The sequence below is a fragment of the Hymenobacter koreensis genome (assembly GCF_039541855.1).
GTDB classification, from domain to species: Bacteria; Bacteroidota; Bacteroidia; order Cytophagales; family Hymenobacteraceae; genus Solirubrum; species Solirubrum koreensis.
Genome location: NZ_BAABHA010000004.1, coordinates 51,507 through 67,181 on the forward strand (window position 1 = coordinate 51,507; position 15,675 = coordinate 67,181).

Sequence of the window (15,675 nt, forward strand, 5' to 3'; positions counted from 1 at the left end):
CTTATCAGAGCACGGGGTTCCCATTGCGGGGCTGCTACACATTCGCTGGCCCTTCCCACTATTCTGGAAAGGGCCCCGCACGGTTGTAGAGGCACCAGAAACTTACCCTGACCTGCCAGAGCAACTTTCAGGTCGGTGTATGGTCTGCATGTAGCGCGAACTGTGTACGCGTACGCAACAATTGTCGCGCAAACAGAGCAGGCCCTAGCGCGAACATGAGCACCGGTGTAAGTACCCGTTTATACGCAATTATACAGATAGTGAGGCCCCGTAGGCTCACTCTTGGCCCTGCACCCAAAGAGCCGGGGCTAGGGTTAACAGGCGCCAATTGAAGCCTACTAATCTGTGACTACTTTACAGCTCTGTCCTATTTTGTCGCCGCACGTACCGCCACCCAGTTACTCCGGTTTGCCCAAGGGTTTTCTGCTGCCAGCGTTTGCGGTCCATAGCCACAAACGCTGGCAGCCCTTGCGCAGCACAGCTGCACCGGGCCGCTCGCAGTTGGCGCTGGCTATTTTTCGGTTTTACCAGCCACAGCCTTCGGCCTACACCTGTTTGGCTCGCTGGGCGGCCCGCGTGTCCCAAACCAGATTGGAGCGGCCCCTTTACAGCGCCGCTGAGCTACGCAGGCTACGGCCCCACTGCGTGCGGGTAGCCAAAAGTTTTGAAAGCCAGAATAGCTATACCAAGCCTGTCTGAGCGTGGCAAGAGCTCGTGTTGTGTCTCACTATGTGGTTGCAGACATTACTACCGATTGCCGCACCAGACTCTTGCTTTCGTTGCTCGTTGCCACTGAATGTCGCCCCTTATGGTTCTGGCTTTATTTCCGAAAAGTACAGATGAGCAACAAGCAAACTTCTAACTCGCGCACAAAAAAGCCCTGGTGCTTTGCGTGCGCCAGGGCTTTTTTAATGTAAACCAAGTAATTGCTCTACAGCAGCGTCACCTTGCGGGTGGCTACCTGGTCGCCTACTTGTACTTTCACCAAGTAGGTTCCAGCGGCTACGGAAGCCGATTTCAGCAGTTCCTCTTTTTCGCCGGCCGTTTGCTTGCCTTCGAATACGGTGCTCACTTTGCGACCCATCAGGTCGGTCAGTTCGATGCGCACGTCCTGGGTGCCGCTGAGTACGCGGTACGAAACAACGGTGTTGTCCTGAACTGGGTTCGGGAACACGCTCATGGCTACGGCAGCTTCGGCGGCGCGGCGGTTGTTGGTAACCGTCAGGTTAGCCGTGCCAATTTGCAGCGTGGCGGCCTGAGTGCCGGGGAAAGCAGCGCTGGTAAAGTCGGGGTTGGTACCAGGGTTGGCGTTGGTGGCAGCAACTCCGCCCATGGGGATGAAGTCAGACGACAGGAAACCGCCGTCCTGGTTATTCTGCACCACAAAAATTCGCAGCTCTCCACCAGCGGCAGGAATGCCCATGGCGGCGCGGCTTACGCGGATTTCGAGGCCGTTGCCCGGGGCGTTGCCAATGGTGGCGGCGTTGCCGGCGTTGTAGCCGGGGTTGCTCGACAAGTTGGCGCTGGTGCGGTAGGCAATGGACGCGTTGGCAAAGCCTCCGAACGGAGCGGGCAGCGTAGCTGGTGTGTTGAGAGCGGCACCCGTCGTTGCGTTAAGCGGGGTGGTGCCGCTAGCCACCGTAGCGGTAGCTGTGTTGGGTGTGCCGGGGGTATATGCGATGGCGTCTACTTTCAGCTGGCCGGCAACATCGTTGCGCGAAACGGCTACACCTAGGTCAGCCGCCAAGTCAAGCCGGGCTCCCATATTCTGAAAAGACGTATTGGCAGCTGGAGGAGTGGCAGCAGCCGGTAAAGGCAGTGCCGTGCCAGCAGGGATACCGGCTACGCCTGGCCGGTCAATGAACATTTGGATGGAGTTTTGCAGGATGCCACCGTTGGTTTCCAGCGTGCCTACTACGAAGAAGTAGAGGTTGTTGGCGTCGGAGGCAGCATACACGGCCAATAGACCAGCGTCGCCGAAGCCACGGGTTGCGGGAGAAAGCCCGGGCCGACGGCCTACGAGCTGATAGCCGTTAGCCGCAACTTCTGAGGCCGTCAGCTGACCGTCAACCGTAATAGGGGCTTGGGCTTCAGCACTGAACGATGATGCTGCCATGGCACCAACCGCTGCGAGAGTAAAGAGTTTTTTCATGGTAAGAAAAGGGTAAGAAGTAAAAAAGTGAGAGAAGGTGAAGCGAAAGGAATGAACGAAAAAGCTCTGGTGCGATTTTTTACGGCATTCGGGCCAAACCGTTACTTAATTTTCACCTTAAATGTAGTGTATGAACCGAGATGTAAAAATTGCAACGGTCTTTATTTTTAATAGCAATACTATCAGCATAAAATTCAAGCAGATCAAATTTCAATGCCTTGATGCTGTCGGCTTTACAAATCAATGCGTTAAATATTTTGTGCAAACGTTTGCACAAAATCAAACTCGGCAATTGAACTTTGGGAAGTATCTGATTGGTAGTTCGGTAGCTAGTTTTAGATTTCGGGGCCGGTTTGGTGTGTCCGCGCTGTGCAACCCATTCTTGGCCCGTACTGGCCCTAGCCTATCTGGCTTGCGGCACTGGTCAATGCGGGAAAAATTTCCGAATGAAAAGTTACCAGTCAGCCGCTTATAAAACCAAAAGGACCGCCCTCATGCCGAGGGCGGTCCTTTTTAATGGCACGATAAGCTTGCCTTTAGGGCTGTACCAACAGGCGCGTGGTGGCGCTAGCGGTGCCCGCCTGCACCTTCACCAGGTACAGACCAGGGGCCAGTCCTTGCAGCGGCAAGCCTACTTCCACGGTGCCCGCGGCCTGGCGGCCGGGCAGCGTTATGCGGCGCACTTCGCTACCGATAACGTTAGTCACGCTTACCTGTACCGGCGCGGCACTGCTCAGCGTGAGGCGCACCGTGGCGGTGGCCTGCGCTGGGTTTGGCGCTACGCTCAAGCCCAGGGCGGCAGCCTGCCGGGCAGCGCGGGTGGTGGTAATCACGGCCGGACGCGTGATGCGCCGCGACGTGAACACGCGGTACTCGCCGGGCTGCAGCGTGAGCAGGGCGTTGGTGTTGGTCACGGTGATGCTGTCGCCTGTCATGTAGTTGTACCACTTGCCCGTGGATTGAAAACGCGGGTCAATGGTGGTGCTGGTCACGTCGAAGTTGCCCAGGATAGCCACGCTCAGATTGGCGTCGCTCAGGTGGATGGACTTAGCGGCGCCGCTCAGGCGCTGCACGTAGGTGGTGGGGTTCTCAAACACCGGCTGCGTGGTGCGGAGCGTAATCAGGTTCCGGTACACGTTGTAGAGGCGCTGGCGGTTGGCGTTCTGCTGGTAGTCCCACCTAATGGGCTTGTTAGCCACGCGGCAGTTCGGATCGATGGTGCCGTTCGGGCAGGCGTTGATGGAAAAATCGTAGCCCAGCTCCCCGAACTGCCAGATCATTTTCGGGCCAGGCACGGTGAAGAAGAAGGCAGCGGCCGCTTCGTTGCGGGCCAGGCCCACGTTCAGGTCGCGCACGTTGTGAGCAGGGTTGGCCTGATTACCAAAAGTCAGGTTCTTGTACATCAAGCGCTCCTCGTCGTGGCTTTCCATGTAGCCCACGAGGTTAGGCTGCGACCAGTTGCGGGCCCCGTGGTACACACCGCCGAAATCCGACTGTGCCAAGTAGCCCATGGTGGCCTCGTTGTAATTGTGGGTCATATTGCCCCAGAGCATCATACCGGCATCCGCCAACACACGCTCCTCCGAGTTGTCGGCGAAGTGCTCGAGGATATTGAATACGTTCGGATCAACGGAAGTGAGGTGGCTGTGGTAATCGAGCCAGATGTTGATGCGCGACTGGTCGTAAGCGCCCCAAGCGCCCACGTCGTTGGGTGTATTGCGCTGAGTAAAACCCTTGGAAAGGTCGAAGCGGTAGCCGTCTATACGATATTCCTGCAACCAGAACTCCATTACGCGCTTCGAGAAATAGCGGGTAAACGGGCTTTCGTGGTTGAAGTCGTAGCCCACGTTAAAGGGGTGGGTAGCGTCGCGGTTAAACCACGGGCTGTTGGCCGTGGGCCGGGTGCCGTCAAAGTACATCTGCACCATGGGCGACTGGCCAAACGAGTGGTTGAGCACCATATCAAGCACCACGGCCATGCCGCGGCGGTGGCATTCGTCGATGAGGCGCTTCAGCTCGTTCTTGGTGCCGTAGTACTTATCGGGAGCGAAGTAGAAGGACGGGTTGTAGCCCCAGGAGTCGTTACCCTCGAACTCGTTCACCGGCATAAGCTCAATGGCGTTAATGCCGAGGCGCTGCAGGTAGTCGAGGGTATCGCGCAGGGTCTGGTAGTCGTGGCGGGCGATAAAGTCACGCAAGTGCAGCTCGTACAAAACCAGATCGGTTTTCTTGGGCCGGGTGTAGCCAGTGGTGGTCCACTGGTACGGCGTCTGGTTGGTTTGCAGCACCGATACGATGCCGGAGGTTTGCCCCGTGGGGTACGGCTTCAGGTTTGGGTACGTCACGGCCGGAATGAACCGGTCGTTGTTCGGGTCCAGAATTTTTTCGGCGTAGGGGTCGGCTACGCGCAGTTCGCCGTCTACCAAGTACTGGTAGGCGTATTCCTGCCCGGGCGTGAGGCCGGTAATGTCCACCCACCAGTCGTTGCCGTCGGGGGTGCGGTTCATGTAGGTAGCCTGCTGGGCCTGCCAGTTGTTAAACTCACCCAATACGTACACAAACTGCTTGCCGGGCGCCGTTAGCTTCAGGCGCACCGAGGTGCTGGAGAGGTAGGTGATGCCGTCTTTGGTGCCGGCGGGCAGCGCGGCCGTGGTTACGGCGGGCCGAACGATGAATACCACCGAGTCGGAGGCCGACAGCGCGGAGCTGGTTCCCCGCAGTCTGACCACGTTGCGGCCCGACTGGCTGAGGGTGATGTTTGCCGAAATGCTGCCGGCGTTGGCTTGCTGGCCTACCTGCACGTTGTTGAGCAACAGGCTCAGCTGGGAGGCGCTGCTAGAAGCCACGCCCGTAACGTTCACCGTGGTACCGCTGGCCACAAATTGCGGGTTGCCGCCGCTGGGCGGCGAGGTAATGCGCACGGCATAGCCGCCCTGGAACACGTCCACGAAAATGTCGCCGCCGTCGGATGCCCGGCCGACGATGCTTCCGTTCGCATTCTTGAAAATCATGCCCAGCCGCAGAATAGTTTCGTTGGCGGGCACCGGATAAAAAGTGCGGGGCGTGAAGGTGATACTCCAGCGGTTATTGCCCAACGAAGTCATTTCGGCGGCCGGATCAGCAGTGCCGAAGGAGGGGCTTTTTACATGGCGCCACGAGGTGTTGGTGGCGCTGAGGTTGGTTACCACCCCGGTCCAGATATACACCGGTCCGGTGAAACCGGCCAAGGCGCCGTTGCCTTGGCTGGCATCGAAAATGATGGTGACAGGGTCCGTTTCGCGGAAGAATACCGGCTGTGTGGTTACCACCTGCGCCTGCACCGCGCCGCTTATTAGCAGCAGCAGCAGGCCAAGGAGTCGAAGTATTTTCATCGGGATGAGAATGGGTGAAATTCGCTGACTATTCGGACTAGAAAAACTAAACCGCTCTTAAAGGTACTGAATGAAACCACCCAAAGCTAACGCACAGAGCCATATTCAGGCCCTTTACTCCTGTTTTTACTTGTGTTGTTTATTTAAGCCCGGCTACGGCATTTTGTTTTCCGGGCTGGCACCTCGGGCGTTCCGCCCCCACGAGTTTGTCCGTAGCTTTACCGGCTCCCGCTCATGCTTCAGATTTCGGTTTCCTTTCTGCGCAATTTGCTATTGCCGAGCCTGGGGCTGCTGGCTGGCAGTCTGGTGCCGGCAATAGCCCAATCAGTACCCCACACGGCACTGCTTGCTGGGAACCACATACCCACGTACCGCACAGATAGCACGAGCCAGCCCCTTACCAAAACGGCGCTGGCAGCAGTATGGCGGCGCAACCATGCCTTTTTGGATAACGCGGCTGCCAGACCTGCCGGTGCTGCCCGAAACTGGGCTGATAGCACGGCAGCTGTGCCCCGGCACCGCCTGCCCCTGCTGCTGGGCGGCATTGGCGCGAGCTACGGCGGCCTTTATTACGCCCTCGGCCAGAGCTGGTACACGGGCGAGAAGGCGCGCTTCCGCTGGTTCGATGATTCTCGCGAGTGGAAGCAGCTTGACAAAGCGGGCCACTTCTGGGGCGCGTTCCACGAAAGCCGGGGCACCATTGACATGCTGCGCTGGGCCGGAGTGGCCGATAACAAAGCCATTTTGTACGGCTCACTGGCCGGTTTCCTCATCCAGAGCCCCATCGAGTATTTCGATGGCCGCGACCCGGACTACGGCGCCTCGGCCACCGATTTAGCCGCTAATTTCCTGGGCTCGGCGGGCGTGCTGGCCCAGGAACTGGCGTGGCGCGAGGTGCGCATCATGCCCAAAATAAGCTTCCGGTTAACCCCTTACGCCCAGCGCCGGCCCAACGTGCTCGGCAGCACGTTCCCCGAGCGCCTCCTGAAGGATTACAACGGCCAAACTTACTGGCTCTGCACCGATGTAGGCGCGTTTCTGCCGGCCGAATCGCGCTGGCCCCGCTGGCTGCAGCCCGCCTTGGGCTACGGCGGCCAGCAACTGGTATACAACGACCCCGACGCCAGCCGCCTAGCCGGCCTGCGCCCCTACCGCCAATACTACCTGTCGCTCGATGTGGATTTGCGCCGCATTCCTACCCGCAGCAAAACCTTGCGCCGGGTGTTTTACGCGCTCAGCATTTTTCACCTGCCCGCCCCGGCGCTGGAGCTTAACAACCGCCGCGGTCTGGTGCTGCACGGATTGTACTGGTAGAAAAGAACCCGAATCCAAACCAACCACTCTAATTACTTGGTAGGGCCTTCCGGCAGAACCGAATTGGTGACGGCGCCGCACTGCGAAGCTGCGCTTTAAAACTACCCCGGCAACTTTTGTCATTCTCTGCCGACCTTTACCCCCTTCCCTACGCCCGCCGTGCCCTCGTGGTGGCTGAACTAGCGTATTGATTACTTCCCACCCTGAACTACCCCTGCCATGAATATTGGAGATAGAGTACGCCTGATGTCGGGCCGCGAAGAAGGCATTGTTACCCGCATCCTCGACAACGACCTGGTGGAAGTTACCATCGACGACTTTCCCGTGCCGGTAATGCGCCGCGAGCTGGTGGTTATTGCCGCCGAAGAGTTCAAGGCATTTGGCGGCAGCCAGTTGGCGCCTTCGCAAGTGGCTGGTAAATCGTCCGTTAAACCCAGTGGCAAAGGCGGCAACAAACCCGCCCCAGCCTCGCAAACCGCCACCGCGTCAGCCAGTGGCGTAACTTCCAAAGAAGAAAAGCCCGCGCCCCTGCCGCCCGCGCCCAAAGGCCTGTACCTGGCGTTGCTGATGCAGACCTCAGAGCTGATGGCCGTGCACCTCATCAACAACACCGACGCCGAGGTGCTCTACACCTTTGGCGAAGAGCGCGTGGGCGGGCAGTACCGCGCCCTAACGGCCGGCAAGCTGGAGCCGAAAACCGCCAGCCAGCCGCTGGGCCACCGCCACCTCAAGGATTTCGAGCAGTGGCCGGCCTCCATCGTGCAGCTGTTGCCCTCGCAGCCCAACTCGCCGGTGCTCTACGATGTGCTGCTGAAGCGCCTCACCTTCAAGGCTAACACCTTTTACTCCAGCCGCCGCGAAGCACCCGTGCTCAAGCGCGAGGCTTACCTGTTTCAGCTCGACGAAAAGCCTGCCGCGCCCATTGCTGTGCCCACCGAAGAACAGGCCGCAGCTCCCGCACCCAAAGCCCAAGAAGTACCCACCATCAGCCCCAGCCAGCTACGCGACCAACTAGCCGAGAAGCTGCGCGGCGACGCAAAATCCGTGGTGCCCTCGCCCAAGCCCGAGCCGGCCAAGGCCATTGTAGCGCCCAACCACGAAGTAGATCTGCACTTGGAAGCCCTGCAGCCCGAAGGCGGCACCGAGGGCCTGAGCAACACCGCCATGCTGGAGCTGCAAGTCAACGCCTTCGAGGATGCGCTGAGCCGTGCCCTGGCTACCGGCATGCACGAAATCATCTTCATTCACGGTACCGGCAACGGTACGCTACGCAAGGAGTTGCACAAGCGCCTGAGCCGCAACCGCGACATCAAGTTTTTCGAGGAAGCGCGCAAGGAGAAATTCGGCTACGGCGCCACGCTGGTGCGGCTGAAGTAAGGCGTCTCGCTGCCTAATAAGCCGTTGTTTACTTTGTCATCCTGAGCATAGCGAAGGACCTTGTCACAGCTAAACGGCCATTTCAATAATGGTTCGTTCGTGATAGGGTCCTTCGCCTACTTCTTAGGATGACACTACCTCACTCGCTTTTGCTTTTATGAACCTCTCCGGCCTTCTCGTTGCTTTCCTTCTTGCCTTTAGCTTCGCTCCTGGTCTCGCGCAACAACTTCCCGTTCCGCGCAACCTGCAGGCCACGTACGCCAAAGGCACCCGCTCGGAAAGCGGCCAGCCGGGACCAAATTACTGGCAGAACGCGGCGGACTATACGCTGAAAATCAGCTTCGATCCGGCCACGCGCCGCGTGGCGGGTACGGTGGACATTGCCTACCAGAACAACAGCCCCGATGCCCTCCCGCAACTTTGGTTTAAGCTCTACGCCAACCTCTACCAGCAAGGTGCTGCCCGAGCCTCCAGCATAGCGCCCGAAGACGTAACCGAGGGCATCAAAATCGAGCAGATGGTGGTGAACGGGCAGGCGGTGGATGTGCGCAGCCTGCGTATCGACGGCACCAACATGGTGGCTTCGTTGCCGCAGCCGCTGCTTGCCAAACAGGCGGTTAAAATGACCGTAACCTACTCCTACACCCTCAACAAAGGCTCGCATATGCGCACCGGCGAAATCGAGCCGGGTGCCGATTTCGTAGCCTACTTCTTCCCGCGCGTAGCTGTGTACGACGACATCGACGGCTGGAACAAGTTTGCCTACAACGGTCAGCAGGAGTTCTACAACGACTTCTGCAATTTCTCCGCTGACATTTCCGTGCCGCGCCACTTTGTGGTGTGGGCCACCGGCGACCTGACCAACGCCGACCAAGTACTCACCAAAAAGTACGTAAAGCGCCTGCGCGACGCCGAAACCAAAGACGCGGTAACCTACATCATCGACGAGAAGGACTTGCAGCGCCGCGACATTACCGCACCCAACGCTCAAAACACCTGGCACTACGAGGCCAAGAACATCACCGACTTCGCCTTCGCTACCGCCGACCATTACGTGTGGCAGTCCACGAGCCTGGTGGTGGACCCCGCCACCAAGCGCCGCACCCGCGTGGATGCCGTGTACAACACCAAGCACAAGGATTACGAGGAAGTGGTGCTATTCGCGCGCAAAACCGTGGAGGCTATGAGCTACACCTTCCCCAAGTGGCCCTTCCCCTACCCGCACATCACCGTGTTCGACGGCCTCGACCAGATGGAATACCCCATGATGGTGAACGACAACCCGGTGCAGTCGCGTGAGGATGCCATTACCCTCACCGACCACGAGGTGTTTCACACCATGTTCCCATTTTACATGGGCACCAACGAAACCAAGTACGGCTGGATGGACGAGGGCTGGGCCACCATCGGCGAGTGGCTCATCTCGAACATCATCGACCCCAAACTGTACGACGACTACGGCGTGCGGCCCTACGAGCAAAACGCCTTCACCGAGGTGGATGTGCCCATTGTCACGCTCAGCACCCAGCAAACCGGCACCGCCTTCTTCCTGAACTCCTACGTGAAGCCGGCCTTTGGCTACCTCTACGTGAAGGACTTACTCGGCGACGAGCTGTTCACCAAGGCCCTGCACACCTACATCCGCAACTGGCAGGGCAAGCACCCCATGCCCTACGACTTCTTTAACTCCATGAATGCTGGCGCGGGCCGCAACCTCAACTGGTTCTGGCAACGCTGGTTTTTCGACAACGGCTACCCCGACCTGGCCATCCAAAGTGTAACCAAACAAGGTACCGGTTACAATGTGGTGGTGGAAGCCAAAGGCACCAAGCCCGTACCCATCGACCTCACCATTACTTTCTCCGACGGCAAAACCCAGCAAATTCACCGCGCCATTGACGTGTGGGAATCGGGTGCCCGCACCGTAACCGTTCCCGTGCCCGGCGACAAAGCCGTGAAGCAGGTGAAGCTGGGTAGTTTGTACGTGCCGGATAGCTACCCGCAGGACAATGTGTGGGAGGCTAAATAGCAGTAAGCCTTAATCATCTCAATCTTCTCCCAACCGGACATAAAAAGGCCAGCCCTCAACAGGCTGGCCTTTTTTTCAATACCTAACTTTTCGATTACAAGTGCGCAATCGGGTCGGCGTTGCCGTCTGGGTCGCCTTGAACGGTGCCGCTGAGGGTGAAGTTCTTGCCGCGCAGGAGCAACACACCAGCCATGTGCGGAGTAGCCATAGAGGTTCCGCTGATGGTGTTGTAGCCACCGTTCAACCACGTCGATTGGATGTTAACGCCGGGCATGCAGTAGTCGATGGGCGGGTTGCCGAAGTTCGAGAACGAGGCCCATGCGCCGGTGCTGTTCATGGCCGAGATGGTGAAGATGTTCGCCCCATTTACCCGAGCCGGCGACGACGTGTTGGCGTCGACCGCAGAATTGCCCGCTGCTAAGGCGAAGAGCACGCCGCCTGCCGAGGCGCGCAGCACGGCATCGTCCAAGGCTTGCGAGGCGCCACCGCCCAGGCTCATGTTGGCTACGTCGCCGAGGCGGCCGTTGGCGCCCACGTAATCGACGCCGGCAATAACGCCAGAGGTAGTTCCGCTGCCGGCCGCATCTAGCACGCGCACCGACACGACGCTGGCGTTGGGAGCCACGCCTACCACACCAATCGTATTGTTTTTAGCGGCAATGGTGCCGGCTACGTGCGTGCCGTGGCCGTTAGCGTCATCGGCGGAGGTGGTGCCGGAAATAAACGAGCGGCTGCGTGTTACGCTCACATTCAGGTCGGGGTGGTCCAAGTCAATGCCGGAATCGATAACCCAGGCAGTTTTACCAGTACCATCGGCCGAACCTACGCGGGTAATGCCGTAGGGCGTGGTTTGGGTAGATGGCGCAGGCGGAGGCGTGCTACCGCCGTTCTTCACCGGCTTGCCCAGGGAAATAACGCGGTCTTGCTCCACGTACGCTACCCGGGCATCAGCCCGTAGTTGGTTGGCTTCGGCCGCGTTCAGAGCCGCCGTAAAACCTTTGAGCGCGTGGCCGTAAGCAAAACCCACGGCTTCGGGACGGGCGCCGCGGGCCCGCAGAATCCCTTGCCCTGCCTCTTTTACCTTTCGCACTTTCTCCGTGTAAGGATCGGAGTCGTTCACCTGCACCGCGTCGTCTTTCAACACCACAATGTACTGGCCTGGAATCAAGCTTTCCTCGTTGCGGGCGTCGCTGCTGTTGCTTAGCACATCGGCCGACTGGGAAGCCGGCTGAACGGCATCTTTTGAGCAAGCCGAAAACACAGTGCTGGCTGCAATAGCCGAGGCACCTAGCAACCAAGTGAAGCGGGCATTGGGTTGTTTCTTCTGCATTCTAAGGGAGTAATGGTGGAAAGAAAAGTGGCAAGCGGTGGGAGTCTGCCTTTGCACTACAGATGACGTTACCATCAGTAAGTACTATTGCGCCTCTCGTTCGACCAAACTGGCAACGGCCCAAAACAATTCAATTCTCATTGCCTAATCGGCATTATTGCTGCACGCCATTTGAACTATTGACTATAAAAGCATCTGTTAGCTACGGTTTTAGGCAATGATTTGCCGCTTCTATAAATTTTTCGTCAACGGTCAATTATTTAATAAAACCGTGGGCGGAGCACTAACCGCAATACTTACCAGCATCATTAAGTACTATTTACTAAATACAGAATCCTTGCCGCTTACCACTTATGCTATTGGCTTCGGCAATATGCCTGTCACTGCTTGCCATGCGGGACGACCCTTACCCGGTATAATGTATTGCGGCCTTTTCTCCTCGTATATTTGCCGGAAGTGATGCGCCGCCCCACCGCTGCGTTCTTCGGAACGGAGAGGAAAGTCCGGGCAACGCAGAGCACCCTGCTTCCTAACGGGAAGGACGGCGGCTGGGAACGGCCGCCGGACAGCCAGTGCCACAGAAAATACCGCCTGCTGCCTTCGGGCAGTCGGTAAGGGTGAAAAGGTGCGGTAAGAGCGCACCAGCGGGCGGGTGACCGTTCCGGCTGGGTAAACCTCAGGGGTTGAAAGGCCAAATAGGCCGGCAGGCAAGGTTTCGGCCTTGCAACGGGCGGCTCGTTCGTTGTCGGCGGGTAGGCTGATGGAGCCCCGGCGCGAGCCTGGGCCTAGATAAATGGTGGGGCCGCTGCCGCAAGGTGGCGGACAAAACCCGGCTTACAGGCGCATCACCACACACGAAACCGGCCGTCGTTGCAGCAGCAGCGGCGGCCGGTTTCGTTGTTGGAGGGCAGGACTTACTTCCTGTTCGCAGCCCGAATGGCTTTTACTTCCGGCGCACTCACAGCGCTGGCTTTGTTGCCGAAGCTATTGCGCACGTAGGTGAGCACATCGGCAAGCTGCTGGTCGGTTAGGTAATCGAAGGCGGGCATTACGTTCACGTACTCCTCGCCATCTATTTCCACGCCTTGCATGCCGTTAAGCAGTACGCGCACCAAGCGGGTTTTGTCGCCGGTAACCCACGTGGTTTGGGTGAGCGGGGCGTTCATGCGGTCAACCCCACCGCCGTCGGCCTGGTGGCACGTCAGGCAGCTTTGGGCGTACAGCGCCTTGCCCCGCGCCAGCGAAGCCGCCGAAACCGTGGCCTTGGGAGTTGCCGCTTTGGCTCCCGAGGCAGCTTTGGCCGCGGGCTTTTTTTGAGCGGCGGCCGGGAAAACAACGGCGCTCAGTACTATAAGCAGGAAGAAAACACGCTTCATCAAGGCACTTATTTTTTGGCGTATACGATTCGGTAAACGGTGCCTTTCTTGTCGTCGGTGACGTAAAGCGAACCGTCAGCGCCTTGGGCCAGTCCGCAAGGTTTGTGGTCGGGGCGGCCGGCGCTGGCGTTGGCCGGAGTACCCGCGAAATTATCGGCGAATACCTCCCAGTTGCCGGAAGGCTTGCCGTTCTTGAACGGTTGAAACACTACGTAATACCCTTTCTGGGGCTCGGGGGCACGGTTCCAGGAGCCGTGAAAGGCAATAAAGGCGCCGTTGCGGTACTTCTCGGGAAACATGGTGCCGGTGTAAAACAGCAGGGCATTGGGTGCCGTGTGCGCGGGGTAAGCCGCGGCGGGCTCCAGGTAATTTCCGGTGACTTCTTTCTTACCGTCGCCGCCGTACTCGGGCGCCAGCATTTTCTTGCGCTGGTTGCCGTCGTAGTACACGTAGGGCCAACCGGCATTGTCGCCGGGCTTGAGCGCGTACATGCACTCGGCCGGTAATTCTGCCGATTCCTTGGTGGTGTAGAGCTGGGGGAAATTGTCGTGGAGCTGGTCGCGGCCGTGCTGCATCACGAAAAGCTGATTGGCCTGGGCGTTCCAGTCGAGGCCGACCACGTTGCGTAGGCCCGTGGCATAGCGGGTGCCGTTGGCGTAGGTCTGGTTGAGCTTGTCGGCCTTAAACTGCCAGATACCGCCCGCCGAATCCAATATCGGGCAATTAGGCCGGCCTTTAGAACCCTTCTGACGGTCTTTTTCCTGGCAGGCATTGGAATACGCGCCAACGTTCACGTACAGGTTGCCCGCCTGGTCGAGCGTGATGGACTTGCTCTCGTGCTGCCGGCGGTTAACAAGACCGGTCACGACTTTTTCGGGCTGCTGGGGGTTGGTTACTTCGCCTTTGCTGTCGAGCTTGTAGCGAAACACCTCCTGATCAGAGGACGCGTACAGGTAATCCTTGGTGCTGTAGATACCCGTACCACCGTAATTACCAAAGCCACCGACCACGCTGGCCTTACCATTGCCGCTTTCGCGCAGCACCAGAATGCCTTTTCCTTCGGCGTTCGGGCGGTTTAGCTTCACGTAAATGGTACCCTGCGGCGTTACCGTGATGTGCCGAGCCCGGCCACCGGTTTCGGCCACTTTTAGTGCCCCAAAGCCTTCGGGCAGCTTCAGGCCGGCATTATCGGGGTCGGCAACAACGCGGTTCTCACTGCGCAGGGCAACCAACGACAGGCTGCCAACGGCAACCGTGGTCAGCAGCAGTGAACGGGCAATTATCTTCTTCATGGGTTACTGTAAGTGGAGTTTGGCGGCGCGGTGCATTGCGCCTGCTGGGAGGCAAAGTAACTACAGCTTGGTGCAGAAGTTTTAGCGGTGCCATCGAAGAAATACGCGCTTCTGCCCTGCCGAGCTTAACTGAATGCGGCAACACCCGCGTTTCGAAACGCAGCGTCCGGCTGCAGGTTTTGGCTCTGGCCGTTTGCTTCGAACCACGTCGCGCTGCTTTTCGTTACTTTCGGCCCCGACTGACCTAGCCTGCTTTCCATGCCTCGCATCCTGATTATTGACGACGAACGTGCCATTCGGCATACGCTCAAAGAAATTCTCGAATTCGAAAACTACCAGGTCGACCAAGCCGAGGACGGCCCCACCGGCCTCGACATGCTGGTGAAAGACAAGTACGACGTGGTGCTGTGCGACATTAAAATGCCCAAAATGGACGGCATTGAAGTATTGCAGCGCGCCCAGATCATTGCCCCTGACGCGGCTTTCATCATGGTTTCGGCCCACGGCAACGTGGAAATGGCAGTGGACGCCACCAAAAAAGGCGCGTACGATTTCCTCCAGAAGCCACCAGACCTGAACCGCCTGCTGGTAACCGTGCGCAACGCCCTGGACCGCACCAAGCTAGTAGCCGAGACGAAAACGCTCAAGAAGAAAGTTGCCAAAAGCTCAGAAATGGTGGGCACCTCGGCGGCGCTGAACACCGTGCGCACTGCCATTGAGAAAGTGGCTCCTACCGATGCGCGCGTACTGATTACTGGCCCGAACGGTGCCGGTAAGGAAATGGTGGCCCGCCAGATTCACGAGCAAAGCAACCGCTCGAATGGCCCCATGGTGGAGGTAAACTGCGCCGCCATTCCCTCTGAATTGATCGAGTCGGAGCTGTTCGGGCACGAAAAAGGCTCGTTTACCTCGGCCGTAAAGCAACGCATCGGCAAGTTCGAGCAGGCCGACGGCGGCACGCTGTTCCTTGATGAAATTGGCGACATGAGCCTCTCGGCCCAGGCCAAAGTGTTGCGGGCCCTACAGGAAAACAAGATTACCCGCGTGGGCGGTGAAAAGGAAATCAGCGTGAACGTGCGCGTGGTAGCGGCCACCAACAAGAATCTGCTGCAGGAAATTGCCGACCGCAACTTCCGCGAGGACTTGTACCACCGCCTCTCCGTTATCCTCATCAAGGTTCCCGCCCTCAACGACCGCCGCGACGATATTCCGGCCCTCGTAGAGAAGTTTCTGGCCGATATTGGCCAGGACTACGGCACCAAGCCCAAACGCATCAGTCCCGACGCTATGCAGTATTTGCAGAGCCTGGACTGGCGCGGCAACATCCGCGAGCTGCGAAACGTGGTGGAGCGCCTCGTCATTTTGGGCGGCGACCCAATCTCGACGGATGACGCCAAGAGTTTCGCGGGGAAGTAATTGCGCTGGTGATTTTTT

Annotated in this window: 10 protein-coding genes and 1 other RNA gene; 6 read left to right on the forward strand and 5 right to left on the reverse strand. The window is 58.5% G+C overall.

The annotated features are described in order from the left end of the window. Positions 1-931: 931 nt before the first annotated feature. Positions 932-2,152, reverse strand: a complete 1,221-nt coding sequence (locus ABD903_RS09115; protein WP_345223475.1) for a T9SS type A sorting domain-containing protein — start codon at positions 2,150-2,152, stop codon at positions 932-934. A 130-nt stretch (positions 2,153-2,282) separates the two neighbouring features. Here ABD903_RS09115 and ABD903_RS09120 point away from each other — a divergent pair, with 130 nt between their 5' ends. Beyond that, the gene (locus ABD903_RS09120) at positions 2,283-2,627 is read left to right on the forward strand and encodes a hypothetical protein (protein ID WP_345223477.1); all 345 of its coding nucleotides are present in this window, start codon (positions 2,283-2,285) and stop codon (positions 2,625-2,627) included. Positions 2,628-2,688: 61 nt separating this feature from the next. Here the strand turns inward: ABD903_RS09120 and ABD903_RS09125 are convergent, their stop codons facing one another. After that, the gene (locus ABD903_RS09125) at positions 2,689-5,523 is read right to left on the reverse strand and encodes a DUF4961 domain-containing protein (protein WP_345223479.1); all 2,835 of its coding nucleotides are present in this window, start codon (positions 5,521-5,523) and stop codon (positions 2,689-2,691) included. A 234-nt stretch (positions 5,524-5,757) separates the two neighbouring features. Between ABD903_RS09125 and ABD903_RS09130 the strand changes: the two genes are divergently transcribed. The 3 genes from ABD903_RS09130 (at position 5,758) to ABD903_RS09140 (ending at position 10,243) form a co-directional block, all read left to right on the forward strand. Next, positions 5,758-6,837, forward strand: a complete 1,080-nt coding sequence (locus tag ABD903_RS09130; protein ID WP_345223480.1) for a DUF2279 domain-containing protein — start codon at positions 5,758-5,760, stop codon at positions 6,835-6,837. Positions 6,838-7,056: 219 nt separating this feature from the next. Continuing rightward, entirely contained in the window at positions 7,057-8,214 is a 1,158-nt protein-coding gene (locus ABD903_RS09135; RefSeq protein WP_345223482.1) for a Smr/MutS family protein, read from the forward strand. A 157-nt stretch (positions 8,215-8,371) separates the two neighbouring features. Then, positions 8,372-10,243 carry a M1 family metallopeptidase gene (locus ABD903_RS09140; RefSeq protein ID WP_345223483.1) on the forward strand — a complete coding sequence of 624 codons (1,872 nt, stop codon included), beginning with the start codon at positions 8,372-8,374 and terminating at the stop codon, positions 10,241-10,243. 94 nt (positions 10,244-10,337) lie between these two features. Here the strand turns inward: ABD903_RS09140 and ABD903_RS09145 are convergent, their stop codons facing one another. Next, positions 10,338-11,573 carry a S8 family serine peptidase gene (locus ABD903_RS09145; RefSeq protein WP_345223485.1) on the reverse strand — a complete coding sequence of 412 codons (1,236 nt, stop codon included), beginning with the start codon at positions 11,571-11,573 and terminating at the stop codon, positions 10,338-10,340. A 456-nt stretch (positions 11,574-12,029) separates the two neighbouring features. Between ABD903_RS09145 and rnpB the strand changes: the two genes are divergently transcribed. Then, an RNA gene (gene rnpB / locus ABD903_RS09150) (RNase P RNA component class A) lies at positions 12,030-12,426 on the forward strand. Between the two features lie 61 nt (positions 12,427-12,487). On the opposite strand, the gene ABD903_RS09155 is transcribed toward rnpB, so the two are convergent. Together ABD903_RS09155 and ABD903_RS09160 are read right to left on the reverse strand one after the other, a co-directional pair. Then, on the reverse strand, positions 12,488-12,949 hold the full coding sequence (locus ABD903_RS09155) for a c-type cytochrome (RefSeq protein WP_345224177.1): 462 nt from the start codon (positions 12,947-12,949) through the stop codon (positions 12,488-12,490). A gap of 8 nt (positions 12,950-12,957) precedes the next feature. Further along, positions 12,958-14,241: a PQQ-dependent sugar dehydrogenase gene (locus tag ABD903_RS09160; protein WP_345223488.1), complete on the reverse strand. Its 1,284-nt coding sequence runs from the start codon at positions 14,239-14,241 to the stop codon at positions 12,958-12,960. Between the two features lie 258 nt (positions 14,242-14,499). Here ABD903_RS09160 and ABD903_RS09165 point away from each other — a divergent pair, with 258 nt between their 5' ends. Then, positions 14,500-15,657, forward strand: coding sequence for a sigma-54-dependent transcriptional regulator (locus ABD903_RS09165; protein WP_345223490.1), 1,158 nt, complete (start codon positions 14,500-14,502; stop codon positions 15,655-15,657). Positions 15,658-15,675 lie beyond the last annotated feature (18 nt).

What these genes read in the sequence shown, in the direction of transcription:
- ABD903_RS09165 (WP_345223490.1), top strand. Translation starts at nt 14,500, where the DNA reads ATGCCTCGCATCCTGATTATTGACGACGAACGTGCCATTCGGCATACG.
- ABD903_RS09135 (WP_345223482.1), top strand. Translation starts at nt 7,057, where the DNA reads ATGAATATTGGAGATAGAGTACGCCTGATGTCGGGCCGCGAAGAAGGC.
- ABD903_RS09155 (WP_345224177.1), bottom strand. Translation starts at nt 12,949, where the DNA reads ATGAAGCGTGTTTTCTTCCTGCTTATAGTACTGAGCGCCGTTGTTTTC.
- ABD903_RS09145 (WP_345223485.1), bottom strand. Translation starts at nt 11,573, where the DNA reads ATGCAGAAGAAACAACCCAATGCCCGCTTCACTTGGTTGCTAGGTGCC.
- ABD903_RS09120 (WP_345223477.1), top strand. Translation starts at nt 2,283, where the DNA reads ATGAACCGAGATGTAAAAATTGCAACGGTCTTTATTTTTAATAGCAAT.
- ABD903_RS09125 (WP_345223479.1), bottom strand. Translation starts at nt 5,523, where the DNA reads ATGAAAATACTTCGACTCCTTGGCCTGCTGCTGCTGCTAATAAGCGGC.
- ABD903_RS09130 (WP_345223480.1), top strand. Translation starts at nt 5,758, where the DNA reads ATGCTTCAGATTTCGGTTTCCTTTCTGCGCAATTTGCTATTGCCGAGC.
- ABD903_RS09160 (WP_345223488.1), bottom strand. Translation starts at nt 14,241, where the DNA reads ATGAAGAAGATAATTGCCCGTTCACTGCTGCTGACCACGGTTGCCGTT.
- ABD903_RS09140 (WP_345223483.1), top strand. Translation starts at nt 8,372, where the DNA reads ATGAACCTCTCCGGCCTTCTCGTTGCTTTCCTTCTTGCCTTTAGCTTC.
- ABD903_RS09115 (WP_345223475.1), bottom strand. Translation starts at nt 2,152, where the DNA reads ATGAAAAAACTCTTTACTCTCGCAGCGGTTGGTGCCATGGCAGCATCA.